The sequence below is a fragment of the Janthinobacterium sp. 61 genome (genome assembly GCF_002846335.1).
In the GTDB taxonomy this organism is placed as follows: Bacteria; Pseudomonadota; Gammaproteobacteria; order Burkholderiales; family Burkholderiaceae_D; genus Janthinobacterium.
On the sequence record NZ_PJMQ01000001.1, the window covers coordinates 1,320,535 to 1,346,236 of the forward strand.

16 protein-coding genes and 2 tRNA genes are annotated in these 25,702 nt (G+C 61.1%); 13 read left to right on the forward strand and 5 right to left on the reverse strand.

The window, feature by feature from the left end; genetic code table 11:
- The first annotated feature begins 609 nt into the window (after positions 1–609).
- The 8 genes from tig (at position 610) to CLU92_RS06150 (ending at position 9,915) form a co-directional block, all read left to right on the forward strand.
- A complete protein-coding gene (gene tig / locus CLU92_RS06115) occupies positions 610–1,950 on the forward strand; it encodes a trigger factor (RefSeq protein ID WP_101484527.1) in 1,341 nt (446 codons plus the stop codon).
- Positions 1,951–2,034: 84 nt separating this feature from the next.
- A complete protein-coding gene (gene clpP / locus CLU92_RS06120) occupies positions 2,035–2,652 on the forward strand; it encodes an ATP-dependent Clp endopeptidase proteolytic subunit ClpP (protein ID WP_373629889.1) in 618 nt (205 codons plus the stop codon).
- 199 nt (positions 2,653–2,851) lie between these two features.
- Positions 2,852–4,120, forward strand: coding sequence for an ATP-dependent Clp protease ATP-binding subunit ClpX (gene clpX / locus CLU92_RS06125; protein ID WP_101481168.1), 1,269 nt, complete (start codon positions 2,852–2,854; stop codon positions 4,118–4,120).
- Positions 4,121–4,393: 273 nt separating this feature from the next.
- Entirely contained in the window at positions 4,394–6,805 is a 2,412-nt protein-coding gene (lon, locus tag CLU92_RS06130) for an endopeptidase La (protein WP_101481169.1), read from the forward strand.
- A 204-nt stretch (positions 6,806–7,009) separates the two neighbouring features.
- Positions 7,010–7,282 (forward strand): HU family DNA-binding protein, encoded by a 273-nt coding sequence (locus CLU92_RS06135; protein ID WP_010398442.1) that lies wholly within the window; start codon positions 7,010–7,012, stop codon positions 7,280–7,282.
- 125 nt (positions 7,283–7,407) lie between these two features.
- Positions 7,408–7,484: transfer RNA gene (locus CLU92_RS06140), tRNA-Asp, on the forward strand.
- Positions 7,485–7,501: 17 nt separating this feature from the next.
- Positions 7,502–7,578, forward strand: a tRNA-Asp gene (locus CLU92_RS06145).
- 411 nt (positions 7,579–7,989) lie between these two features.
- Positions 7,990–9,915 carry a SurA N-terminal domain-containing protein gene (locus CLU92_RS06150; protein ID WP_180338446.1) on the forward strand — a complete coding sequence of 642 codons (1,926 nt, stop codon included), beginning with the start codon at positions 7,990–7,992 and terminating at the stop codon, positions 9,913–9,915.
- 200 nt (positions 9,916–10,115) lie between these two features.
- On the opposite strand, the gene CLU92_RS06155 is transcribed toward CLU92_RS06150, so the two are convergent.
- Positions 10,116–10,805, reverse strand: coding sequence for an arylesterase (locus tag CLU92_RS06155; RefSeq protein ID WP_101481171.1), 690 nt, complete (start codon positions 10,803–10,805; stop codon positions 10,116–10,118).
- Between CLU92_RS06155 and CLU92_RS06160 the strand changes: the two genes are divergently transcribed.
- Positions 10,804–11,556: an ABC transporter ATP-binding protein gene (locus CLU92_RS06160; RefSeq protein ID WP_373917509.1), complete on the forward strand. Its 753-nt coding sequence runs from the start codon at positions 10,804–10,806 to the stop codon at positions 11,554–11,556. The genes CLU92_RS06155 and CLU92_RS06160 overlap by 2 nt on opposite strands.
- A gap of 117 nt (positions 11,557–11,673) precedes the next feature.
- Here the strand turns inward: CLU92_RS06160 and CLU92_RS06165 are convergent, their stop codons facing one another.
- Complete coding sequence (locus CLU92_RS06165) at positions 11,674–13,224, reverse strand: NAD(P)H-hydrate dehydratase (RefSeq protein ID WP_101484529.1); 1,551 nt, start codon at positions 13,222–13,224, stop codon at positions 11,674–11,676.
- A gap of 130 nt (positions 13,225–13,354) precedes the next feature.
- Here CLU92_RS06165 and CLU92_RS06170 point away from each other — a divergent pair, with 130 nt between their 5' ends.
- The gene (locus CLU92_RS06170) at positions 13,355–16,927 is read left to right on the forward strand and encodes a hydantoinase B/oxoprolinase family protein (RefSeq protein ID WP_101481172.1); all 3,573 of its coding nucleotides are present in this window, start codon (positions 13,355–13,357) and stop codon (positions 16,925–16,927) included.
- Here the strand turns inward: CLU92_RS06170 and CLU92_RS06175 are convergent.
- Positions 16,909–17,853 carry an AraC family transcriptional regulator gene (locus CLU92_RS06175; RefSeq protein ID WP_101481173.1) on the reverse strand — a complete coding sequence of 315 codons (945 nt, stop codon included), beginning with the start codon at positions 17,851–17,853 and terminating at the stop codon, positions 16,909–16,911. The genes CLU92_RS06170 and CLU92_RS06175 overlap by 19 nt on opposite strands.
- A gap of 178 nt (positions 17,854–18,031) precedes the next feature.
- Between CLU92_RS06175 and CLU92_RS06180 the strand changes: the two genes are divergently transcribed.
- The 3 genes from CLU92_RS06180 (at position 18,032) to CLU92_RS06190 (ending at position 22,380) form a co-directional block, all read left to right on the forward strand.
- Complete coding sequence (locus CLU92_RS06180; RefSeq protein WP_101481174.1) at positions 18,032–19,078, forward strand: NAD(P)-dependent alcohol dehydrogenase; 1,047 nt, start codon at positions 18,032–18,034, stop codon at positions 19,076–19,078.
- Between the two features lie 306 nt (positions 19,079–19,384).
- Positions 19,385–21,730 (forward strand): membrane-bound PQQ-dependent dehydrogenase, glucose/quinate/shikimate family, encoded by a 2,346-nt coding sequence (locus CLU92_RS06185; protein ID WP_257560995.1) that lies wholly within the window; start codon positions 19,385–19,387, stop codon positions 21,728–21,730.
- Positions 21,731–21,741: 11 nt separating this feature from the next.
- Complete coding sequence (locus CLU92_RS06190) at positions 21,742–22,380, forward strand: TetR/AcrR family transcriptional regulator (RefSeq protein WP_101481176.1); 639 nt, start codon at positions 21,742–21,744, stop codon at positions 22,378–22,380.
- A gap of 168 nt (positions 22,381–22,548) precedes the next feature.
- On the opposite strand, the gene CLU92_RS06195 is transcribed toward CLU92_RS06190, so the two are convergent.
- Together CLU92_RS06195 and CLU92_RS06200 are read right to left on the reverse strand one after the other, a co-directional pair.
- Positions 22,549–23,505, reverse strand: a complete 957-nt coding sequence (locus CLU92_RS06195) for a sensor domain-containing diguanylate cyclase (protein WP_101481177.1) — start codon at positions 23,503–23,505, stop codon at positions 22,549–22,551.
- Between the two features lie 338 nt (positions 23,506–23,843).
- Entirely contained in the window at positions 23,844–25,469 is a 1,626-nt protein-coding gene (locus CLU92_RS06200) for a tetratricopeptide repeat-containing response regulator (RefSeq protein ID WP_101481178.1), read from the reverse strand.
- Positions 25,470–25,702 lie beyond the last annotated feature (233 nt).

The following is a 25,702-nucleotide window of genomic DNA, read 5'->3' on the forward strand; positions in this document are numbered from 1 at the left end:
TCGTTTGCACTATTTTTTGCCAGAGATCGGGCGGCGGTGCAGGAGCCGGGCGGAGATTTGCCTGGAAAATGGCCAAATTGAGGTAAATCAAAGGTTTTTTGCCCGAAATCTTCGCCAAGAGCGCATTTCTTTGTTTCGGACGGAGCGACAGTTCGCATATACTAATGAACGAAGCAGGCTGGAAAGCCTGTCTCTGGCGAAATAAAGAATGCCGGTGCAAGAGTAAAGACAGGGCCATCCAGGCTGTGGCGATTCGTTCGCCGCCGCTGGTATCCTCTGTGGTCGGGCTGCAAAGCCAGCCACTTTCCCGAAGTCCTTTGTTATAATGCCACGCTTTACCGAATGATGGCCGGCCTTGCATTTACTTGGAAGCAAAGCTGGACGCTCGGAGCCCTGTCGCAGTACTGGAAGCGGCGGATTGTTTGGTGCCTGGTGCGGGGTTTTCCCTCAGCCGGGTAGGCCAGGTCCATCGTCCTGTTTTCCAGTACTTTTACAGATGAATATGCGAGCGAGTGAAGCTGGACCCATGTCTTGCCGCCAGTGATGGCGCAAGGGGTCGGGTCTTCTTTTCTCGCACCAACAGTGTTTATTTTTTGGACGATTTTTTACATGGCAACTGCAGTCGAAACCTTGGGCAAACTCGAACGTCGTATCACGATCTCCTTCCCGCTGACGGACGTCCGCACGGAAGTTGAGAAGCGCCTGAAAGTGCAAGCCCGTACGGCTAAGGCACCGGGCTTCCGTCCGGGCAAAGTGCCGTTGAAAATGGTCGCAGCACAATACGGCTACCAAATTGAATCGGAAGTGCTGAATGACAAAGTCGGCCGCGCGTTCAACGACGCCGCCAACGAAAACAATCTGCGCGTGGCCGGTTTCCCGAACATCGTGCCGAAAGAAGAAGCAGCCGAAGGCCAGCTGGCTTTCGATGCAACCTTCGAAGTGTATCCGGAAGTCGCCATCGGCGACCTGACGGCTGTTGAAATCGAAACCGTGCAAGCCGACGTGTCGGAAGCCGAAATCGACAAGACCATCGACATCCTGCGCAAGCAGCGCGTGCACTTCCACACCAAGGGCGAAGCTGGCGAACACGGCGACGGCGGTGAGCCGATCGCTGCCAACGGCGACCGCGTGACCGTCGACTTCGTCGGTTCTATCGATGGCGTTGAATTCCCGGGCGGCAAAGCTGAAGGCTACGCTTTCGTGCTGGGCGAAGGCCGCATGCTGCCAGAATTCGAAGCAGCGACCCTGGGCCTGAAAGTGGGCGAGTCCAAGACTTTCCCATTGTCGTTCCCTGAGGATTACCATGGCAAGGACGTGGCCGGCAAGACCGCCTCGTTCACCATCACCCTGCAAAAGCTGGAATGGGCGCACCTGCCGGAAGTTAACGCTGAATTCGCAAAGTCCTTGGGCGTTGCCGATGGCGACCTGGCCAAAATGCGCGAAGACATCAAAGTCAACCTGCAACGCGAAGTTGCTGGCCGCGTAAAAGCACGCAACAAGGAAGCCGTCATGGACGCGCTGATCAAAGTTGCTGAGCTGGACGTGCCAAAAACGCTGATCGCTCAGGATTCCGAGCGTCTGGCCGAAATGACCCGTCAAGACATGGCGCAGCGCGGCATGAACGTCAAGGACGTGCCTTTCCCAGCAGAACTGTTCGCAGAAAAAGCCGAGCGTCGCGTACGCCTGGGTCTGATCCTGTCGCAACTGGTGGGCGACAACAAGCTGCAGGCAACGCCTGAGCAAGTCAAGGCGCAAATCGAAGATTTCGCTCAAAGCTACGAAGATCCACGCGAAGTGCTGAAGTACTACTACAGCGACCGTCGTCGTCTGGGTGAGATCGAAGCCCTTGTATTGGAAGAAAACGTCGTCACTTACGTGTTGGGCCTGTCGAAAGTCACGACGAAAGCAGTTGCTTTCGACGAACTGATGGGAAGCAACGCACAAGCGTAAACCAGTTGGTATTGGGATGCCATTGTTGCTGAAAAGTAATGGTGGTATCCCCTAACTGCTTCACAAGGAAATGAAATGACAGGTATGAACCGTAATCCAGCGCTGGACACAGAGATGCTCGGCCTGGTGCCGATGGTGGTGGAACAAAGCGGTCGCGGCGAGCGCTCGTATGATATTTACTCGCGCCTGCTGAAGGAACGCTTGATTTTCATGGTCGGCCCGGTCAATGACCAGATGGCCAACCTGGTTGTCGCCCAGCTGCTGTTCCTGGAAAGCGAAAATCCGGAAAAGGAAATTTCGCTCTACATCAACTCGCCAGGTGGTTCGGTCTCGGCCGGCATGGCCATCTACGATACCATGCAGTTCATCAAGCCGGACGTCTCGACCCTGTGTACGGGCATGGCTGCTTCGATGGGCGCTTTCCTGCTGGCCGCTGGCGCCAAGGGCAAGCGTTTCTCGCTGCCGAACTCGCGCATCATGATTCACCAGCCGTCCGGTGGTTCGCAAGGCATGGCGTCCGATATCGAGATCCAGGCAAGGGAAATCCTTTACCTGCGCACCCGCTTGAACGGCATCATGGCCGAGCGCACGGGCCAGTCGATCGAACAGATCGCCAAGGACACCGACCGCGACCGTTTCATGTCCGCCGACGAGGCCGTTGAGTATGGTTTGATCGACAAAGTGTTGACCAGCCGCGCTTGATGAGCCCCTACCGGTATTGCTAAGCTTGTAAGTAAACGCCCGGGCGATCAAACGTTCGGGCGTTTCGCTTTTATTTCGGGTAGCATGGAGCTTGTGCACGTTGTTGGCTTGCGCCATGGGTGGCTGTCTTTCGGACAACTACCGCACTCCGGCTTGCGATTTTGCAATATTGTTAATGCAGTTCCAACCAAAATGCCTTATGTCAGACAAAAAATCCTCTAGCGGCGAAAAATTACTGTATTGCTCGTTCTGCGGCAAAAGCCAGCACGAGGTGAAGAAACTCATCGCCGGCCCGTCCGTGTTCATTTGCGACGAGTGCATCGACCTGTGCAACGACATCATCCGTGATGAAACGTCGAGCATCGAGACGGTGACCGGTAGCAAATCCGACCTGCCGACGCCGCAAGAAATTGCCGCCTTGCTCGATCAGTACGTGATCGGCCAGCAGACTGCCAAGCGCATCCTGTCGGTGGCGGTGTACAACCATTACAAGCGCCTCAAGCACCTGGGCAAGAAAGACGACATCGAGCTGGCCAAGAGCAACATCTTGCTGGTCGGTCCTACCGGCTCGGGCAAGACCCTGCTGGCACAGACCCTGGCGCGCATGCTCAACGTGCCGTTCGTGATCGCGGACGCCACCACCCTGACCGAAGCCGGTTACGTGGGTGAAGACGTGGAAAACATCATCCAGAAGCTGCTGCAAAGCTGCAACTATGACGTCGAGAAAGCCCAGCGCGGCATCGTCTACATCGATGAAATCGACAAGATTTCGCGCAAGTCCGACAATCCGTCCATCACGCGCGACGTGTCGGGCGAGGGCGTGCAGCAAGCCTTGTTGAAACTCATCGAAGGCACGATGGCTTCCGTGCCGCCACAAGGCGGCCGCAAGCACCCGAACCAGGATTTCGTGCAGATCGACACGACCAACATCATGTTCATCTGCGGCGGCGCCTTCGACGGCCTGTCGAAAGTGATCGCCAACCGTTCCGAAAAGAGCGGCATCGGCTTCTCGGCCACGGTGCGCAGCAAGTCGCAAAGCTCGGCCAGCGAACTGATGCTGCAAGCAGAACCGGAAGATCTGGTCAAGTTCGGCCTGATCCCGGAACTGGTGGGTCGTCTGCCCGTCATCGCCACCCTGGCGGAATTGACGGAAGAGGCGCTAATCCAGATTCTGGTCGAGCCAAAGAATGCGCTGATCAAGCAGTATTCGAAGCTGCTTGAGATGGAAGGCGCGGAACTGGAGATTCGTCCGGCCGCCCTGCATGCGATCGCCAAGAAGGCGCTGGCGCGCAAGACCGGTGCCCGTGGCCTGCGTTCCATCCTGGAACATGCTTTGCTGGACGTCATGTACGAACTGCCGAGCGAACAAAATGTGGTGAAGGTCGTCATCGACGAAAATACCATCACCAGTGGTGCCAAACCTTTGTTGATTTACCAAGAGACTGCCAAAGCCTCCGGAGAAAATTGAAAACTGCCGAGACAAATGCATAAAAAGGGTTTTGATTCCTTAATGCATGGCAGTACAATTTAAATTAATGAGTGCAGGCTTCAATCGTAAAGCCACTCGCGGCGCTTAGCTGCGCGTGGCTTTTTTACTGTTAAAACTGCATTTGTTACAGTCATGCGGGTGTGTTTTGCGAAATAGACTCTATGTTTGTTTCACAGAATTATTTATTCTCGCCGGTCTTGTGTTTTGGCAGCGAGCGCCAACATCGTAAACACGCTTTCTATAAGGTACGCCATGACAACTTCCAAATTAACTGAGCAAACTCAACTGCCGTTATTGCCGTTGCGGGATGTCGTCGTTTTCCCGCATATGGTGATACCGCTGTTCGTTGGCCGTCCAAAGTCGATTAAGGCGCTGGAAGCTGCGATGGAGCAGGGCAAGAGTATTATGCTTGCCGCTCAAAAAGCAGCCGCGAAGGACGAGCCGTCCCCTTCGGATATCTATGAAATTGGCTGCGTCGCCAATATTCTGCAAATGCTGAAGCTGCCCGATGGCACCGTCAAGGTGCTGGTCGAAGGCGCGCAGCGTGCCCGAATCAACCACATCAGCGATTCGCCGACGCACTTCATCGCCGACCTGACGCCGCTCGAGTCCGAGCCGGGCGACGAGTCGGAAGTCGAAGCCATGCGCCGCGCGATCGTGCAGCAGTTTGACCAGTACGTCAAACTGAACAAAAAGATTCCACCGGAAATCCTCGCTTCGCTGTCGGGCATCGACGATGCCGGCCGCCTGGCCGACACGGTGGCCGCGCATCTGCCTTTGAAGCTTGAGCAAAAACAAGTCATCCTGGAAATTTTCAGCGTGGCCAAGCGTCTCGAGCACCTGCTGGGCCAGCTCGAAGGCGAGCTCGACATTCTGCAGGTGGAAAAGCGCATCCGCGGCCGCGTGAAGCGGCAGATGGAAAAATCGCAGCGCGAGTACTACCTGAACGAGCAAGTCAAGGCTATCCAGAAAGAACTGGGCGAGGGCGAAGATGGCGCCGACCTCGACGAGCTGGAGAAAAAAGTCGCTTCGGCAAAAATGCCGAAGGAAGCGCTCGACAAGGCCACCAACGAGTTGAAAAAGCTCAAGCTGATGTCGCCGATGTCGGCCGAAGCCACCGTCGTGCGCAACTACATCGACACCCTGGTCAACTTGCCTTGGAAAAAGAAATCCAAGGTCAATAACGACCTGGCGAATGCGGAAAAAGTGCTCGAAGGCGACCACTACGGCCTCGACAAGGTCAAGGAACGCATCCTGGAATACCTCGCGGTGCAACAGCGCGTCGACAAGCTGAAAGCGCCTATCCTGTGCTTCGTCGGTCCTCCGGGCGTGGGTAAAACCTCGCTGGGCCAGTCCATCGCCCGCGCCACGAACCGCAAGTTCGTGCGTATGGCTCTGGGCGGCGTGCGCGACGAAGCCGAGATCCGCGGCCACCGCCGCACCTACATCGGCTCGATGCCGGGCAAGATCTTGCAATCGCTGTCGAAAGTCGGCGTGCGCAATCCCCTGTTCCTGCTCGATGAAGTCGACAAAATGGGTGCCGATTTCCGTGGCGACCCGTCGTCGGCCCTGCTGGAAGTGCTCGATCCTGAACAGAACCACACGTTCTCCGACCATTACATCGAAGTTGATTTCGACCTCTCCGACGTGATGTTCGTGGCGACGTCGAACTCGTACAACATTCCGCCAGCCTTGCTTGACCGCATGGAAGTGATCCGTCTGTCCGGTTACACTGAAGATGAAAAGACCAGCATCGCGCAGCGTTACCTGCTGCCGAAGCAGATCAAGAACAATGGCTTGAAGGAAGAGGAAATCTCGGTGGCCGAGTCGGCCTTGCGCGATATCATCCGCTACTACACGCGGGAAGCCGGTGTGCGTTCGCTCGAGCGTGAAGTGTCGAAGATCTGCCGCAAGGTGGTCAAGATGCTGCTGCTGAAGAAATCCGACAAGAAGGTCATCGTCAACTCGAAGAACCTGGATAAATTCCTTGGCGTGCGCCGCTATGATTTTGGTGTCGCAGAGAAAGAAAACCAGGTGGGTCAGGTGGTCGGTCTGGCATGGACGGAAGTGGGCGGCGATCTGCTGACCATCGAAGCCGTGTCGATGCCGGGCAAGGGCGGCATCATCCGCACGGGTACCCTGGGCGACGTCATGAAAGAGTCGATCGAGGCAGCCCGCACGGTGGTGCGCAGCCGGGCGCAGCGCCTGGGCATCAAGGCGGACGTGTTCGAGAAGAGCGATATCCACATCCACGTGCCGGAAGGCGCGACACCGAAGGATGGTCCTTCGGCTGGCGCGGCCATGACGGTGGCGATGGTGTCGGTCTTCACGGGCATCCCCGTGCGCGCCGACGTGGCGATGACGGGCGAGATCACCTTGCGCGGCGAAGTGTTGCCGATTGGCGGCCTGAAAGAGAAGCTGCTGGCGGCCCATCGCGGCGGCATCAAGACGGTCCTGATCCCAGAGCAAAATGTGAAAGACCTGGCCGAAATTCCGGACAACGTCAAGAACAAGCTGGAGATCGTGCCTGTGCGCTGGATCGACAAAGTGCTGGAAATCGCCCTCGAGCGCATGCCTGAACCGTTGGTCGAAGTCGCTGCGGTGGAGGCTGTCACGGCCGCCGCAGCCAAGCCTGACGCGGCTGGCGAGGTGGTAAAACACTAACGTTTTACCCCTGTTTTCCCCAAACAAGCGCTTTTAGAGCGCTTGTTTTATATTGAAACGTGAATTGCGCCCCCAAAGCGCTTGACACATATACAGTGTGGCTTGTTTAATACGCCTGCACATTTTTTTCGCCGGACAGCTGTGGTGCCAAAAGTGCCGCAACGATACGGTAAACGTTTTATACCTTTGTAATTGGGGATGCTAGTGAACAAGACTGAATTGATCGACCACATTGCTGAAAAAGCTGACATTTCCAAAGCCGCCGCTGCGCGCGCACTCGACGCTGTTATCGGCGGCGTGACGGAAACTTTGAAAAACAACGACAGCGTGACGCTGGTTGGTTTTGGCACTTTCTCGGTCAGCGAACGCGCTGAGCGTACCGGCCGCAATCCGCGTACCAAAGAAGCGATCACGATCGAAGCAGCAAAAGTTCCAAAATTTAAAGCTGGTAAAGCTTTGAAGGATGCTGTAAACTAACGGACTTCGGTGAGGTGACAATCACCGGAAACATTTGGCGGTGCCCCCGGGTGCCGCGATTTCAGGATCGAAGTTCCTTGAATAACGATCCTGGATGCAAATGCAAGTAGTACTGTGTATTTTTCGGAGTGGTAGTTCAGTTGGTTAGAATGCCGGCCTGTCACGTCGGAGGTCGCGGGTTCGAGTCCCGTCCGCTCCGCCAAAAAAATACGCTCTTAAGGAGTGGTAGTTCAGTTGGTTAGAATACCGGCCTGTCACGTCGGGGGTCGCGGGTTCGAGTCCCGTCCGCTCCGCCAGAATATAGAAGCCCGCGCTGCTGAATAAGTAGCGCGGGTTTTTCTTTTATGCGTCCGATTATCTTGGTGCTCCTTCATTTTCAATTATCCGCCTGCCGTTTTTAATTGGACGGTGCGGGTATTTAAATCCGCTTTAAGCTTTGCCGTGTTTAATGTCCCTGCTGGCGCCTTGCCAGCCCGGCGCCGCCGGGGCAGGGCGCGCGCCCTGATTTACTCTTGCTATAGCGCTATGGGCATTGTAGAATCAGGAGATAATGGCTTGGGCGTCAGAATCCTGCTTTAGTTCCAGCGCCAAGTTGTTGAATCTAAAGGGGAAGTGGACATCTGTCCCGTCCATTCCGCCGAAGAAATCAAGGCGAACGCATGTTCGCCTTTTTTTATAGTGATCCACTCATCCCGAATTGGCTGACCATGTTTGAATTTATTCGTACCCATCGACGCTTGATGCAGTTTCTCTTGATGCTGGTCATCGTCCCGTCTTTTGCACTGGTCGGTATCAGCGGCTACCAAAGCTTCGGCGACGGCGCGAACACCATCGCCAAGGTCGGCGACCAGGTCGTGACGCAGCAGCAATATGAAGAAGCGCAACGTCAGCAGATCGACCGCTACCGCCAGATGATGGGCGAGCAGTTCGACCAGAAAATGTTTGACACGCCGGAAGCGCGCCAGAGCATCCTCGACAATCTGATCGCCGAGCGTGCCGTGGCCGCCGAAGTGGGCCGTAGCCACCTGGTCATCAGCGATGCCGCGCTGCAAAAGGAAGTGCTGGAAATCCCAGGCTTGACCTTGCCGGACGGTAAATTCGACCTGGAACGCTACAAGTCCATGCTGGCCGCCCAAGGCATGACGCCGCAGATGTACGATGCGCGCCGCCGCAGCGACATGGCCCTGCAGCAATTGGCCGGCGCCGTGCAAGGCACCGCCTTCGCGCCGAACACCGTCGCCAAGCGCCTGTCCGACATCACCTCGGAAGAGCGTGAAGTGCAGGAATTGCTGTTGCCGATCGCGCAGTACGTGCCGGAAGTCAAAGTGACGGACGCCATGATCAAGGCTTTCTATGACAAGAACAGCAAGTTCTTCGAAATCCCGGAACAAGCCAAGATCGAATACGTCGTGCTGGACGACAGCGCTGCCGGCGAGCAAGTCGACGTCACCGACGCCGACGTGACCGGCTACTACGCGAAGAACCAGAAAGCCTACACGACCGAAGAAGCGCGCCAGGCCAGCCACATCCTCGTAGCCGTCAAGAAAGACGCATCGGCCGCCGACAAGGCAGCTGCCAAGGCCAAGGCTGAAGCGATCCTGGCCGACGTGCGCAAGGCACCTGCCAGCTTTGCCGCCGTGGCCAAGGCCAAGTCGGAAGACCCGGCCTCCGCCGAACAAGGCGGCGACCTGGGCGTGATCGGCAAGGATGGCTTGCCGGCACCACTGCTGAGCGCAGTCAGCAAACTCAAGCAAGGCGAAATCAGCGATGTTGTCGCTTCCGATTTCGGCTACCACATCCTGACCGTTACCTCGCTCAAACCACAGCACGTGCGGGCGCTCGATGAAGTACGCGGTGAAATCACGGCCGACCTGCGCAAGCAATTTGCTGCCAAGAAATACTCGGAAATGGCTGAGACGTTCACCAACACGGTCTACGAGCAATCGGACAGCCTGAAACCGGTGGCTGACAAGTTGAAGCTGAAAGTGGAAACCGCCGCCAACCTGTCGCGCACGCCGTCGCCAGCATTGGGCAATGCGCCGTTCAACAACGCCAAGTTCCTCGCCGCCATCTTCTCGAACGATACACTGAAAGACAAGCGCAACACGGAAGCCGTCACCGTTGCACCGAACGTGCTGATCGCCGGCCGTGTGGTGGAATTCAAGCCTGCCTCGAAGCGTCCTCTGGCTGAAGTCGAAGCGATGATCCGTCAGCGCGTGACGATGGAAGAAGCGGAAAAGCTGGCCAAGAAAGCAGGCGAGACCAAGCTGGCAGCCTTGAAGGCATCTGGTGATGCCAGCGGTTTTGGCGCCGCACAATGGGTGTCGCGCAGCAAGCTTGACGGCATCAACCGTGCCGCCATTGCGCAAGTCATGAAAGCGGATACGAGCAAGCTGCCAGCCTATGTGGGCGTGGACTTGCCAGCCCTGGGCTATGGCATCTATCGCATCGGCAAGGTGCAGCAGCCGGCGCAAGTCGATGCAGCACGCCGCCAGCAAGAGAAAGACCAGATCAGCGGCATCCTGGCACAACAGGAAATGTTCGATTACGTCGAGTACCTGAAATCCAAGGCCAAGGTGAAGATCGTCAAGCCGGTCACCGCCCCGGCAGCACCAGCGCCGGAAGCACCATAAGAGTTAGTTTCCACGCATAAAAATAGCCGCTTTCGAGCGGCTATTTTTTTGTCTGCGTGTCGTGAACTTTATTCAACCCGCCGGCGTAAGCCTAGGGTCAGTCACTTCGTAATCGGAATACGCTCCATTGGAGCGTATTCCCCTGGGGGGGGCTGACCCCGGATTCTTGCCTCGGGCTGGAGGTAACGTCTACAACTGGCTTACTTCGCGTTCAGTAACGGCGCTAGCCGCGGCCAGATATTCTTCAGTATCGTTGGATGCGCCTGCGCATTCGGGTGCATGCGGTCGGCCTGGAATAGCTGCGGCTGGTCGGCGATGCCTTCGAACATGAAGGGCACCAGCGGCGCCTTCCATTCCCTGGCCAGCTTGCCGTACACGCCATAAAACTGCTCGCCATAGGCGCGGCCATAGTTGGGCGGCATCCGCATGCCCACCAGCACCACTTGCGCGCCCGATTTCCTGGCCGCCTCGCCCATGGCGCGCAGATTCGCTTCGGCCGCCGCCACGGGCAAGCCGCGCAAGCCGTCGTTGGCACCCAGTTCGATCAGCACGATGTCGGGCTGGTGCTTGGCCAGCAGCGCAGGCAGGCGCGCGCGGCCGCCGCTGGTGGTCTCGCCGCTGATGCTGGCGTTGACGATGCGCGTATCGTTCTTTTGCGCTGCCAACCGCTGTTCCAGCAGCGCCACCCAGCCCGTGCCCCGTGCCAGCCCATACTCGGCCGACAGGCTGTCGCCGAGCACCAGCAGCGTTTTTGGTGCAGAATAGGCATTCGTCATGCTCGATACCAGCAGCAGGGCTGCCGCAGGAAGCAGGGACAGCGTGCGCCGCCGCATGCGGCTGCTGCCCTTGACACTTATTTGTTCACGAAATTTTTTAAGATAGATCAGCATGCCCGAATTCCCTAAAGCGACTTCCACCAGTTTTCTCCCGTCCGACGCAGCGGCCCAGCGGCCTGCTGCAGCCAACAGCCAAAATGCCCAGCCGGCCATCGAAGTGGTCCAGCTGGCCAAGCGCGTACCCGATGCCGATGGTGAGCTGACCATCCTGCATCAAGTCGATTTTACCGTGCAAACGGCCGAGACGCTGGCCATCGTCGGCGCCTCCGGTTCCGGCAAGTCGACTTTATTGGGCCTGCTGGCCGGCCTGGACACGCCGAGCGAGGGCAAGGTCATCCTCGATGGCACCGATATCTTCGCCCTCGACGAAGACGGTCGCGCCGGTTTCCGCAAGGAAAAGCTCGGCTTCGTGTTCCAGTCCTTCCAGCTGCTGGCCCACCTGACGGCGCTGGAAAACGTCATGCTGCCGCTGGAATTGCGGGGCGACCCGGACGCGAAGGAAAAGGCGCAAGCCATGTTGGGCAGAGTCAACCTGGGCAGCCGCCTGAAACACTATCCCAAATACCTGTCCGGCGGCGAGCAGCAGCGCGTGGCCCTGGCGCGCGCCTTTGTGACGGAGCCTCCGCTGCTGTTTGCCGATGAGCCGACTGGCAGCCTGGACGCGGCCACAGGGGAGGCCGTGATCCAGCTGATGTTCGAGTTGAACCGCGAACGGGGTTCGACCCTGATTCTCGTCACGCATGACAGTTCCATTGCGGCCCGTTGTGGGCGCACCATTACGATTGCGGCGGGCAGGTTGGTGTGATTGCGGCGCGGTGGTGTTGGATTACGCTGCGCTAATCCAACCTACGGCTTGAGGATATCGGACGTCGGGTAGGTCGGATTAGCGGAACGCGTAATCCGACAAACACGCACCGTATACCTATGCCGACAAGGCATTGATCAACCTGCGTATCGCCGGGATCAATTCCCCTGCCGTCAGGCCGATGGGGCCGCTGCCTGCGGCCACCAGCGCATCGGCTGCCGCACCATGCAGCCAGACGGCGCCGAGCGCCGCTTCCCATTCCGGCCAGCCCTGCGCCAGCAGGCTGCCGCACAGGCCGGACAGCACATCCCCCGTGCCGGCAGTCGCCAGTGCGGGGCCGCCCGTGTTGTTGATGACGATGCCACCATCGGGCGCGGCGATGACCGTGCCCGAACCCTTCAACACCACGATGACGCCCAGCTGCGTGGCCAGCTGGCGCGCCGCGCCCAGGCGGTCGGCCTGGACCTCGGCCACTGTCAGGTCGAGCAGGCGTGCCGCTTCCAGCGGATGGGGCGTCAATATTGTCGCCCCCGCGCCCGTGCGCACGGCCAGCGCCGATTGCAGTTCCGGTTCGGCCGCCATCAGGTTCAGCGCATCGGCGTCGAGCAGCAGCGGGCTGTCGCTCTCGAACGTCCGCTGCAGCAGCTCCACTGTATCGACATCGTCGCCCAGGCCTGGTCCCGCCACCAGCGCGGCAAAGTGCAGGCCCGAGAAATCCACGTCCCTGGCGTGCCGGCACATCAGTTCCGGCTGGCCGCTGTCAAATGCTGGCGGCGTGTCGGGAAAGGCGATATAGACTCTTCCCGCGCCCGCGTGCAGGGCCGTGCGGGCCGCCAGGATGGGTGCGCCCGCCATGCCTTGCGCGCCGCCGATGATGGCCACGCTGCCGTAGCTGCCCTTGTGCGTATTCTGGCGCCGTGGCTGCAACTGGCGGGCGAACAGGTGCAGGCCGCCCAGCTGGGCTTTGGCGGGCTGCAGCAGGGAAGGATCGATGGCCAGCGCGGCCACTTCCACCTCGCCCGCATAATCGCGGCCGTTTGCCGTGTGCAGACCAGGCTTGTCGCCGATGAAGGTGAGCGTATGCGTGGCGCGGATGGCGACGCCGTCGATGGCGCCCGTGTCCGCTTGCAAGCCGCTGGGCACGTCGAGCGCCAGCACGGGGCATGCCAGCTTGTTGACCAACTGCGCCACTTCGCGGCATTCGCCGTCCAGGGGGCGCGATGCGCCGATGCCGAACAGGCCATCGATGACGAGGTGCCATGACGCTGCGCCCACTGCCGCCGAGGCCATGGAAGTTGCCGCGTCCATGAAGCGCGCGGCGCTGTTGCGCGCGCGGCTCAGGGCCTGTTCGCGCTCGGGCGACGTGGCTTGCGCCTCGGGCGCCAGCCATATCAGCACCTCGGTGCCGCTGGCGGCCAGGTGCGCGGCCGCTTCCAGCGCATCGCCGCCGTTGTCGCCGGGGCCGGCCAGCACCAGTACGCGCCGGTGGCCCGCTTCGCCGTCTTCCGTAGCGTGCAGCAGCTTCAAGGCGGCACTGGCGGCGGCCTGGCCCGCCCGCTGCATCAGCAGCCCTTGCGGCAGGTCTTGCATGGCGGCTTGTTCGATGGCGCGCAGTTCGGCGACGGAATAGAGGGGAAGGGCGGTGCTGGCAAAGTCGGTCGGGGTCATGGTGCGTTCCATTTGTTGGTATGCCTTCAACATAAGGCCGATCCACGCGGAAGGCAAGGCGCGCACGGCTGAAACGCGCGTCTGTTTGGCGGCTACAATAGCCATCTCACATAAGTACGGGGGCGTGACGATGGACTGGCAATTCTGGATCGACCGGGGCGGCACCTTTACGGACATCGTGGCGCGCCGTCCTGACGGCAGCCTGGCCACCCACAAGCTGCTGTCGGAGAACCCGGGCCAGTACCGCGATGCGGCGCTGGCCGGCATGCGCCGGCTGATGGGCCTTGCACCCGGCGCACCGCTGCCCGTCGAACGGCTGGGCGCCATCAAGATGGGCACGACGGTAGCGACCAATGCGCTGCTTGAGCGCAAGGGCGAGCCCACCGTGCTGGCCATCACGCGCGGTTTTCGCGACGCCTTGCGCATCGCCTATCAGAACCGGCCGCAGCTGTTTGCGCGCCAGATCATCTTGCCGGAACTGCTGTACGGCGACGTAATCGAGATCAATGAACGCCTGGGCGCCCACGGCGAAGTGGTGCAGGAGCTCGACGAGGCGGCTGCGCGCGCGGCGCTGGAACACGCGCATGCGCGCGGCGTGCGCGCCATCGCCATCGTGCTGATGCACGGCTACCGCTACCACGCGCACGAGGCGCGGGTGGCGCAGCTGGCGCGCCAGGCGGGATTTACCCAGGTATCCGTGTCGCACGAGGTGAGCCCCATGATGAAACTGGTGGCGCGCGGCGACACCACGGTGGTCGACGCTTATTTGTCGCCCATCTTGCGCCGTTATGTCGACCAGCTGGCAGCCGAGCTGCCCGGCGTGCACCTGCAATTCATGCAGTCGAACGGCGGCTTGACGGATGCGCGCGCTTTCCAGGGCAAGGACAGCATTTTGTCCGGCCCCGCGGGCGGCATCGTCGGCATGGTGCGCGCCAGCGCGCTGGCCGGTTTCGATAAGGTCATCGGCTTCGACATGGGCGGCACGTCCACCGATGTGTCGCACTACGCGGGCGAGTTCGAGCGCGTGTTCGAGACGCAGATCGCCGGCGTGCGCATGCGCGCGCCCATGATGAGCATCCACACGGTGGCGGCGGGCGGCGGCTCCATCCTGCATTTCGATGGCGCCCGCTACAAGGTGGGGCCGGACAGCGCGGGCGCCAATCCCGGCCCCGCCAGCTACCGGTGCGGCGGCCCGCTGGCCGTCACCGACTGCAATGTCATGCTGGGCAAGCTGCAGCCGGCATTCTTCCCGCGCGTTTTCGGCCCGGACGCCAATGAAGCGCTGGACGCGGCCACCGTGCGCGCCCAGTTTGAGGCGCTGGCGCGCACGGTGAACTCGACGCCGGAGCAGGTGGCCGAAGGCTATATCGCCATCGCCGTGGGCAATATGGCCAACGCCATCAAGCAGATTTCCGTGCAACGTGGTCATGACGTCACCGAATATACCCTGACCAGCTTTGGCGGCGCGGGCGGCCAGCACGCCTGCCTGGTCGCCGATGCGCTGGGCATGCGTACGGTCTTCATCCACAGCCTGGCGGGTGTGATGTCGGCCTACGGCATGGGCCTGGCCGACCAGAGCGCCATGCGCGAGCAGGCCATCGAGGCGGTATTGGGCGTGGACCTGGCGCGTGATGTCGCGGCGCTGGGCGAGCTGGCGCGGGGCGACTTGCTGCGCCAGGGCGTGGCAGGGCAGCGTATCGCGCTGGTGTCGCGCGTGCACCTGCGCTATGAAGGCACAGATTCTGCCCTCGTCGTGCTGTTCGACACCCTGGCCGGCATGCAGGCGCAGTTCGAGGCGGCATACAAAAAGCGCTTTTCCTTTTTGATGCCGGCGCGGGCATTGATCGTCGAAGCCATCTCCGTGGAAGCCATCGGCGCGTCCGATGCGCCGCCAGTGGCCACGCCGGCGTATGTATCGCGTGAAGGCGGGCTGGCGCCCCTGCAGACGGTGGAGATGTACTGCGCCGGAAGGTGGCGGCCAAGCGGCCTGTTTGGGGCTGACAGTCTGCGCCCCGGCGATACCATAGCCGGTCCTGCCATCGTCAGTGACGCCAACGCCACCACCGTCATCGAGCCGGGCTGGCGCGCGGCAGTGACGGCGCATGGCCATTTGATCTTGCGCAGGGTCGTCGCCTTGCCGGAGCGTGTCGCTATCGGGACGCAGGCCGACCCCGTGATGCTGGAAATATTCAATAATCTGTTCATGTCGATCGCCGAGCAGATGGGACTGCGCCTGCAAAACACGGCCCATTCCGTCAACATCAAGGAGCGGCTCGATTTCAGCTGCGCCATCTTCGACGCACAAGGCCACTTGATTGCGAATGCGCCCCACATGCCCGTGCACCTTGGTTCCATGGGCGAGAGCATCCGCACGGTGATGACGCGCAACGCGGGCGTCATGCAGTCGGGCGACGTCTTCATGCTGAACGACCCGTATCACGGGGGCACGCATTTGCCCGACGTGACGGTCATTTCTCCTGTCTTCGATGAAGAGGGCAAGGCCATCCTGTTCTATGTCGGTTCGCGCGGCCACCATGCGGACATCGGCGGCACCACGCCCGGTTCGATGCCGCCCGATTCCACGCGCATCGAGGAAGAGGGCGTGTTGATCGATAATTTCAAGCTGGTGGACGGCGCCACGGGACGGTTAGCAGAAGACGAGACCCTGGCCATGCTGGCGGGCGCCACCTGGCCCGCCCGCAATCCCCGGCAAAACCTGGCCGATTTGCGCGCCCAGGTGGCGGCCAACCAGAAGGGGGCCGAGGAACTGCATGGCATGGTCGCGCATTTTGGCCTGGACGTGGTGCAAGCCTATATGGGCCATGTGCAGGACAATGCCGAGGAAGCCGTGCGCAGGGTCATCACGACCCTGAAGGATGGCAGCTACGCGCTGGACCTGGACAACGGCGCGCGCATCGAGGTGGCGATCAGGGTCGACGTGGCTGCGCGCAGTGCCACCATCGACTTTACGGGGACTTCAAGCCAGCTGCCGAACAACTTCAACGCGCCGTCCGCCGTCTGCATGGCGGCCGTGCTGTACGTGTTCCGCACCCTGGTTGACGACGAGATTCCGCTCAATGCGGGCTGTCTGAAGCCTTTGACCGTGATCATCCCACCCGGCTCCATGCTCAATCCGCAGTACCCGGCCTCCGTCGTCTCGGGCAATGTGGAAACCTCGACCTGTATCACGAATGCCCTGTATGGCGCGCTGGGGGCGATGGCTGCCTCGCAGGGCACGATGAACAATTTCACGTTCGGCAGCGCCAAATACCAGTATTACGAGACGATTTCGGGTGGCTCTGGCGCCGGCCCGGGCTTCGACGGTACGGATGTGGTGCAGACGAACATGACCAATTCGCGCCTGACTGACCCGGAAATCCTCGAGTGGCGTTTCCCCGTGCGGCTTGACAGCTATAGCATCCGCGCAGACTCTGGCGGCGCGGGGCGCTGGCACGGCGGCAATGGTGGCGTGCGCCGGGTGCGCTTTTTGGAAGCGATGACGGCGGCGATCTTGTCGAACAACCGTGTCCATCCTCCGTTTGGCATGGATGGCGGTGCGGCGGGCGCGCTGGGGCGCAACTACGTGGAGCGCGCGGACGGTACGGTGGAGCACCTGGCGCATATCGGCAAGACCGGCATGCAGGCAGGTGACGTGTTCGTGATCGAGACGCCGGGCGGCGGCGGTTACGGCAAGACGGAATAGGCGGTGCCGGCGCTGGCCCCGCTGAGCTGCGCGCGCACCTGGCCCACGTCGCGCATCGGTGCGCGGCCGAACTGGCGGCTGTATTCGCGGCTGAACTGCGATTCGCTGGCGTAGCCGACCCGGTAGCCGGCCGTGCCTGCGTCGATCTGCTCGACCAGCATCAATCGCCGCGCTTCCTGCAGGCGCAGCAGCTTCTGGTACTGCATCGGCGTCATGGCGGTAATCGCCTTGAAGTGGTGGTGCAGCGACGACATGCTCATGTTCGCCATGCCGGCCAGGTGCTCGATGCGCAGCGGCTGCGCGTAATGGTGCTTGATCCAGTCGATGGCTTGTCCCACCTGGTGCGACTGGCTGCTTGCCAGCGCCATGTGGCGCAGGCGCGCGCCGACAGGGCCGTTCAGCAGCCGGTAGGTCAGCTCGCGGCGGATCAAGGGCGCCAGCGCGGCGATTTCTGCCGGTTTGTCCAGCAGGCGCACGAGGCGCAGCATGGCGTCGAGCAGCTCGGGCGAGACGTCGCTGACGGAAATGCCGCGCGTGGCGGGCAGGATTTTCTGCTGCGCCGCACCGCATGCGCTTTCACTGTCGAGCAGCGCCGCCACGTCGGCGATGTCGATGCCCAGCACCACGCACAAATGTGGTTGTTCTTCGCTCGCTTGCGCCACGCGCACCTGGACGGGCAATTCGACGGACGTCAGCAGGTACTGCATGCGGCTGTAATGGAAGGTTTCCGTGCCCAGGGTGACGTCCTTCGCGCCTTGCGCGATGATGGCCACGCTGGGTCGCGCCGCATGGAACAGCGATTCCGTGACGGACGACTGGCGGTGAAACGTCAGGTTGCCGATCGCCGTCGCGTAGTCGCCGTTGCGCGGCGCGTGGCGGCTGATCAGGGCGGCAATTTCATCTTGCGGAGCGAGTGGTGTGGGCATGGAGTTCAGTATGCGTCAGGCGAGGAGGGGCAGGGGGTGATCTTACGCAGATTTGGAGGATCGTGCAAAGGTCTTGCAGGATCGCGGTAACGGCGGGCCGGCATCTCGGGCACACTTGTGCAATCGCATGCATGGCAGGCGTCCCCCTCGTCACACACATATAGATACAGGAGTTTTCATGACCACCATCGCCAAAGGCTACGCCGCACTGGGCCCGACTTCCGCACTGCAACCGTTCACGTTCGAGCGCCGCGCCCCGCGCGAAGACGACGTGGCCATCTCGATCAAATACTGTGGCGTGTGCCATTCCGACATCCACCAGGCGCGCGACGAATGGGGTGGCGCCGCCTTCCCGATGGTGCCTGGCCATGAAATCGCCGGCGTCGTCACGGCCGTTGGCGCCAACGTCAGCAAGTTCAAGGTGGGCGACCATGTGGGCGTGGGCTGCTTCGTCGATTCCTGCACCACCTGCAAGACGCGCAATGTGGACCTGGAGCAGTACATGCCAGGCCTGATCCAAACCTACAACGGCCTGGAAGCGGATGGCAAGACGGCCACGCAGGGCGGCTACTCGGACAGTATCGTCGTCAAGGAAGGCTATGTGCTGTCGATTCCCGACAACCTGCCGCTGGACGCAGCCGCGCCACTGCTGTGCGCCGGCATCACCCTGTACTCGCCGCTAAACCACTGGAAGGCCGGCCCTGGCAAGCAGGTGGCCATCCTGGGCATGGGTGGCTTGGGCCACATGGGCGTCAAGATCGCCCACGCCATGGGCGCCGAAGTGACGGTGCTGAGCCAGACCCTGTCGAAGCGCGAAGACGGCTTGCGCCTGGGCGCCAAGCATTACTACGCCACCAATGATGCGGAAACCTTCAGCAAGCTGGCCGGCACGTTCGACCTGATCATCTGCACCGTGGGCGCGTCCATCGACTGGAACCAGTACATCAACTTGCTGAAAGTCGATGGCAGCATGGTCATCGTCGGCATCCCGGACGGTGCCGTGCCGCCGATCAGCGCCTTCGGCCTCGTGGGTGCGCGCCGCAGCCTGTCTGGCTCCATGATCGGCTCGATCAAGGAAACCCAGGAAATGCTGGATTTCTGCGGCAAGCACAATATTGTCTCCGACATCGAAATCATCCGCATCCAGGAGATCAATGAGGCGTTCGAGCGTGTGGTGAAGAGCGACGTCAGATATCGTTTTGTGATCGACATGGCATCGCTGTAACACCCGACGCAGCTGTGTTTGTCGGATTAGCGCGCAAGCGCGTAATCCGACAATCCCACCAACGTCCCCATCCCCGCCAAAAATCAAGCTCGCGCGTCACTTTCTTTACTTGCGTCAAGAATCGGCCTAAAATGAAACCGTACAGTACAGTTTCACTACGTAGATTTAAAAAATCAGCCATCCCCGGCGTATTTGCCTGGGCAGGGGAGGCGTCTTGGATAAAAAATGGATACTTCAACAAAGAATGGAGCGGCGGCAATCCCACCGGTCTCCAGGGGCAAGCGCATTGCGCTGGCGGTTTTTGGCATGTTTCTTGGACTTTCCGGCCTGGCCCTGGCGGCGGGCGGCATCAAACTCATTACCCTTGGCGGTTCCTGGTATTACCTGCTGGCCGGTCTCGGCCTGATCCTGGCCGGCGTGCTGTATCTGCGCCGCAAACCGCTGGCGGGCAGTATCGTCGGCGCGCTGCTCGCCGCCACCCTGATCTGGGCTGTATGGGAAATCGGGTTTGCCTTCTGGCCCATGGTGCCGCGCCTGGCGCCGTTCCTCGTCATCGGCCTGGTGGCCACCCTCGTGCATCCGTGGCTGACTGGCCAGGCACACACTGGCCAGTCGCGCGGTTTCGCCGCCCTGTTTGCCGTCGTGCTGGTGGCCGGTTTCGCTGCCATGTTCAAGCCGCATGGCGTGACGGACGCTGCGGTGCAGCCGCAGCAGGATGCCGTGACGCCCGTCAATGACGGCAGCGCCAACTGGGCACACTATGGGTATGGGCCGAAAGGCACGCGCTTCGCGCCGTACACGCAGATCGACAAGGCTAACGTCGATCAGTTGCAGGTGGCCTGGACCTACCGCTCGGGCGAATTGGCCGAAGGCGCTTCCGAGTCGCAAAACACGCCGCTGCAGATCGGCGACACCATCTACACGTGCACGCCGACCAGCAAGGTCATCGCGCTGGATGCGGACACGGGCAAGGAGCGCTGGACCTTCGATCCCAAGCCGGCCAACACCAAGACGTGGAACCGCTGCCGCGGCGTGGGCTATTACGAGCCTGCCAAGGTCACAAAACCCTTCCAGTTCGAAGGCATGCAGGCGGCCAGCGCTGCGGCGGCGGGCGCGTGTGCCAAGCGCATCGTGCAAGTGACCATGGATGCGCGCCTGATCGAGATCGACGCGCAGACGGGCAAGCAGTGCGAAGGCTTTGGCGACAAGGGATCCGTCGACCTGACGGTCGGCCTGGGCAAGGTGAAGATGAACGTGCCGTATTACGCCTACACGTCCGCGCCCACGGTGGCGCGCAACCTGATCATCCTCGGCGGCTGGGTGTTCGACGGCCGCTCCACCGATGAACCATCGGGTGTCGTGCGTGCCTACAGCGCCGACACGGGTGAACTGGTATGGGCCTGGGACCTGGGCAATCCGGCCATCACCAAGCTGCCGCCGGAAGGGCAGACGTACACGCGCAGCACGCCGAACATGTGGTCGGCGCCCGCGTTCGATGATGCACTGGGTCTGGTGTACCTGCCGACGGGGAACGAGCAGCCCGACTTCTGGGGCGGCAAGCGTCCGCCGCTGACGGAAAAATACGCGTCGGCCATCGTCGCCCTCGACATGGCCACGGGCCGCGAGCGTTGGACCTATCAAACCGTCCACCACGATATCTGGGATTACGACGTGGCCGCGCAGCCGGCACTGTACGACGTCCCGGACGGCAAGGGCGGCAAGATCCCTGCGCTGGTGCAGCTGACCAAGCGTGGCCAGATCTTCATGCTGGACCGCCGCACGGGAAAACCCATTGCCGACGTGGTGGAAAAACCCGTGCCGCAGGAGCACGCGGCCGGCGACTGGGTGGCAAAGACGCAACCCTATTCCACCGGCATGCCGGCCCTCGGTGCAGAAACGCTGACGGAGCGCGACATGTGGGGCGCCACTTTCTTCGACCAGCTGGCGTGCCGCATCAGCTTCCGCAAGCTCAATTACCGGGGCGAGTTCACGGCCCCAAGCACAAAGGAAACGCTGATCTACCCGGGCTATTACGGTGGCTTCAACTGGGGCGGTGCAGCCGTCGATGAAAGCAACGGCTATATGTTCGTCAACGATATCCGCATGCCGCAAGTGGTCAAGCTGGTGCCGCGCGAAACGGTGGACGTGGCCAAGCTGACGGCTGGCCACGGCGTGGGCAGCACCTATCCGATGGATGGCACGCCGTTCGTCATCGACCACAAGGCCTTCAATTCGCCGCTGGGCATACCTTGCCAAAGCCCGCCCTGGGGCGTGTTTGCCGCCATCGACCTGAAAACCCGCACGAAAGTGTGGGAACGTCCGGCCGGCACGGTGCAAGACGCCGTCATTAACGGCGTGCGCGCGCGCCTGCCTATCCCGCTGGGCATGCCTACCCTGGGCGGCGGCATGAGCACGGCGTCGGGCCTGGTGTTTTATGCGGGCACGCAGGATTACTATCTGCGCGCCATGGATATCGCCACTGGGCGTGACGTGTGGAAGGTACGCATGCCCGTGGGCTCGCAAGGCACGCCGATGACGTATGTGTCGCCCAAGTCGGGCCGCCAGTATGTCGTGGTGGTGGCGGGCGGCGCCCGCCAGAGTCCGGATCGGGGAGATTACGTGATAGCATACGCGCTTCCCAAGACACAGTAAGAGTTTGCTTCATGCCCCAGTTGCGCACCGTTCCAGCTTCCCCGACTACCCGAAGCGAGGAGCGGCGCCGCAAGCTGCTGGTGGCGGCCGCGGACCTGTTTCTCGCCTCCGGCTACGACGGCGTCAGCATGGATGCCATCGTGGCCGAGGCGGGTGGCTCGAAAGCCACCGCCTACCGCTACTTCGGCAGCAAGCAGGAGCTGCTGGTGGCGGTGGTCGAATACCTGTGCGCGGACTTCATCATCGCGCTGCGCCAGCTCGACACGTCGCAAGCGGGCCTGGAACAGGGTTTGCAGCTGATCCTCGATGAACTGGTGGCCGTCGTCACCAGCCCCCGCCACGTGGCTTTCTACCGTCTCGTCGTAACCGGCGCCGCCGCCGTGCCGGCCGTGGGCCTGACCTGGTACGAACACGGCCCGCAAGTGTGGCACGCCCTGATATTGCGCCTGCTGGAGCAGCAGCGCGCCCAGGGCCGCATCGCGGCCGATACCTCGTTTTCCAACCTGCCGCAGATTCTGTTCGACGCCGTCTTCTCGCACCTGACCACGCGCACCGTCATGCTGGGGCAGGGCGGCAACGCAGCCACCTTCCGGCCATTGATTGCGGAATTGATCGAGCTGGTGGTGGCGAGGGTGGCGCGAGTAGTTTAAGGACTCAGGCTGGATCAGGGCGGCCGGCGATCACAGGTTTGAGCGATACAAGCATACCGACGTATGCTTGAAGCTCGGTATCTTCTGTCGCCAGCCCTTGGCCGCTTGCAATCGTTGCCAGGTTCCGCCCGAAGGGGAAGTTCGGCTAGTGCGCATCGGCGCGCAGGATTACGACTCGGCGTCGCATATACGGTCGCGTCCCGCAGACTTGGCCTGGTAAAGACGGCGGTCTATCCTGTCCAGAAAAACATTCGGGTCAAGCAGGGCGTTGGGCAAGATAGTGCCGACGCCCATGCTGACAGTAACTAGGCGACCAACGCCGGAACGCGCATGCGTGATTTCCTTTCGCGCCAGCAGCTTGCGACAGCGCTCGGCCACGTTGCGGGCTGCACCCTCGTCCGTGGCTGGCAGCAGCAGCACAAACTCTTCGCCCCCAAGGCGGGCGCATAGGTCGCGTGAGCGTGACGCGCCCTCATCCATCGCCTGGGCCACACGTCGCAAGCATTCGTCACCTTGCATGTGGCCATAATGATCGTTGTACTGTTTGAAATAATCTATGTCGATCACGATCAGGGACAGCGGTTCGCCAGTGGCGCGCGCCTTGGCCCATTCGATCGGGTACAGATTGTCGAACATGCGGCGGTTTGCAACGCCTGTCAGGCTGTCGCGGTAGGTGAGGGCCTCCAGTTCGCGCTGCAACTTGAAGATCTTCTCTTCAGCCTGCTTACGCTCGGTAATGTCGAACATGAAGCCAACCAGCGACTCGACATCGCCGTCCTGGCGACGCACCACATGCACGACGTCGCGTATCCAAAGCTGTTCGCCGTCGGACGTCAGCGCCCGATAGTCGGCTTCGTGATCGACGCCCATTTGCGATTGTGCGACACAAAAATCGACCGTCTTCTGGCGATCCTCCTCATGGATGCGTTCAGCCCAGTCATTTACGGACTGCCAGCTTGACTGTTTCCAGCCGAGCAACTCCTCAATTTGGGGGCCTATGTAAGTGAAGCGCATCGTGGCCCAGTCGATCCGCCAAGGAATGGCGCGGGTCGACTCCAGCAAGGTTCGATATACACCAGCATCGTCGCAGGCGACGATGGAAGAATCGGGAGTAGAGGCAGTCATAATTTATACATGTGAGGAGGAAGGCATCGTGCACCGGGTGTACTTTTTACCGTCAAGGAAAGCTATTTTGTACAGCACGGGCGTGCGATGACGAGCCTGGCTTGCAAAACTTGCCAATCAGGAACTCTTGATAATCACGCTGGATTGCTGTACTGGACCGACCGTCCGCAGTTGGCTGATAGCGGACGTGAGCGCTCGGAATGAGCGAGTGTACGAGATTGTTGTTTGCCGAGCAAGCAAGAGGGCTTGTCAGGCCCCCGAAAACCCGCGTGCGAAGACCGAGGCCGGACTCACAGGGGCCGACCCCGAAGTTACAGGGTTCAGTGGGCAGGCAGGAGTCAGGTCGCAATACCGTATTTATGCTGGGTCGCCGCATACTGCTGCTTGAGCGACTCCAGCTTCGGATGCCTGGGGTCTATCTTGCGGATCACTTGCATCTGGTGCTGCGCCTGTTCGGCCAGCGGGGCTTCCCAGCCCAGCATATTGAGCTGGCGCAAGATGGCATCGACGGAGGCGAACAGCACGGGCAGGTTGCCTGGGGTCTTGCGCAGGGCCTGGCGCAGTACGAACACAGCTCCCTTGAGTTCTCCGCTTTCCGACTTGCTGGCCGCATCCTGCATCAATTCCTGCACCTGGTTCGTGATCTGCTGGCCCATGCCTTGCGCCAGGTCATGCCGGCCCGCCTTTTCAAACACGTCGACGGCCGCTTCCATCGTCACGTCGCTGTCGGCTTCGTTGACGAGTTTCATCATGACGTCGGACGCTGCCTGCTCCAGGTTGTTTTTCAGGCAGCTCTGCACCAGGCCTACCTTCAGTTGGGTCGACAGGCCCCGCGCCGTGTCCAGGGCGGCGGCGGCCAGCTGCAGTTCGCTGGCGGCGGCGATGTCGTTCCCAGACAGTTCATGCAGCATGGCGGCCGAGATGGCGCGGCAGGCTTCCACATTGGCGCCGCCCCGCAGGGAGCGCTCCATGTCGCGCAGCACGCCGCTCGCTTGCGGCGCATCGCCCTTCTTGACCAGCGTCTTGACCAGGTTGACGTGATCTTCGGGGTCGCGGAATTCAGAGTACTTCGCTTTCGTCACCACTCGCTTGTAGGCCCGTTCGGCCGCGCCGATATCGCCCGTGTCAAACGCGATGCCGCCCAGGTGGCGCAGGCGGCGCACCATGTGCGGCGAAATGGCCACCGCGTCTTCGAGGATTTTCTTCGCCTGCAGCTGCTGGCCCATGGCTTCATGGTTTTGCGCCAGCAGGTCGTAGGCGGCCATGAAGCGGGGATAGGTCTCCACCAGTTCCAGCAGCGCTTCCTGCGCCTCTTCGTGGCGTTGCTGTTCGAACAGGGTGCGCGCCAGGCCCAGGTGGGCCCAGGCCATGGGCCGCGTGGCCAGCATGTCGGCGTACAGCTGTTCCGCCTCCTTCCATTCATCGAGGGAGATGTGCAGCTCGGCGCGCAGGCGGGTGAAATCGGCCGCCAGGCGCGGGTGCTGCAGTTCGGCCGCGCGGCAGCTTTTCACGGCTTCGCGCAAGTCGCCCTTGTCGATCAGCTGATACGTGGGCAGGAAGATGGCGCGCCGTTCGATGGCGCGTGCGATGCGTCCGCTCAGCACATCGACGGTGAAAGGTTTCAATATGTAGTCGGACGGGGTCAGTTCGGCCGCGCTGATCACCTTGCTGTGGATGGCTTCGGAGGTCAGCATGATGAAGATCGTCCACAGGCCGATCAGCTTGTGGTGGCGCAAGTCTTCCAGCAATTGCTGGCCATCCTGGCCGTCCGTGCCACTACCAAGATCGTATTCGCACAGGATGATGTCGAACGGTTTCTTCATCAGCAGGCGGATGGCCGTGCCTGAATTGACGGCATATTCCACCTTGGTGATGGCCGCCTGGTTCAGCATATTGTGCAGATTGCCCCGCATGCTGGGGTTGGGGTCGACGATCAGGACAGATAAATCGCTAGTTTCTGGCATTGTTCAGCTCTCGTTCATCTGTTCGGTCATTTGCGGGAACTCTCTTTTATATGTCTCTGCCCGGCAGCATTATTTTTTATCAGCATACTGCAAAGCTGGCTGGCACTGCCAGCAAAATGCATGCAATCCGGCGCGCTGCGTGAGGGCAGGCGCGTCCGGCGCCGTCCAGCGTTGTATTTCATGACACAGGGTTCCGCTTGTGGCGGTGCCAGCAGCTGTTTTTTCGTCCATTG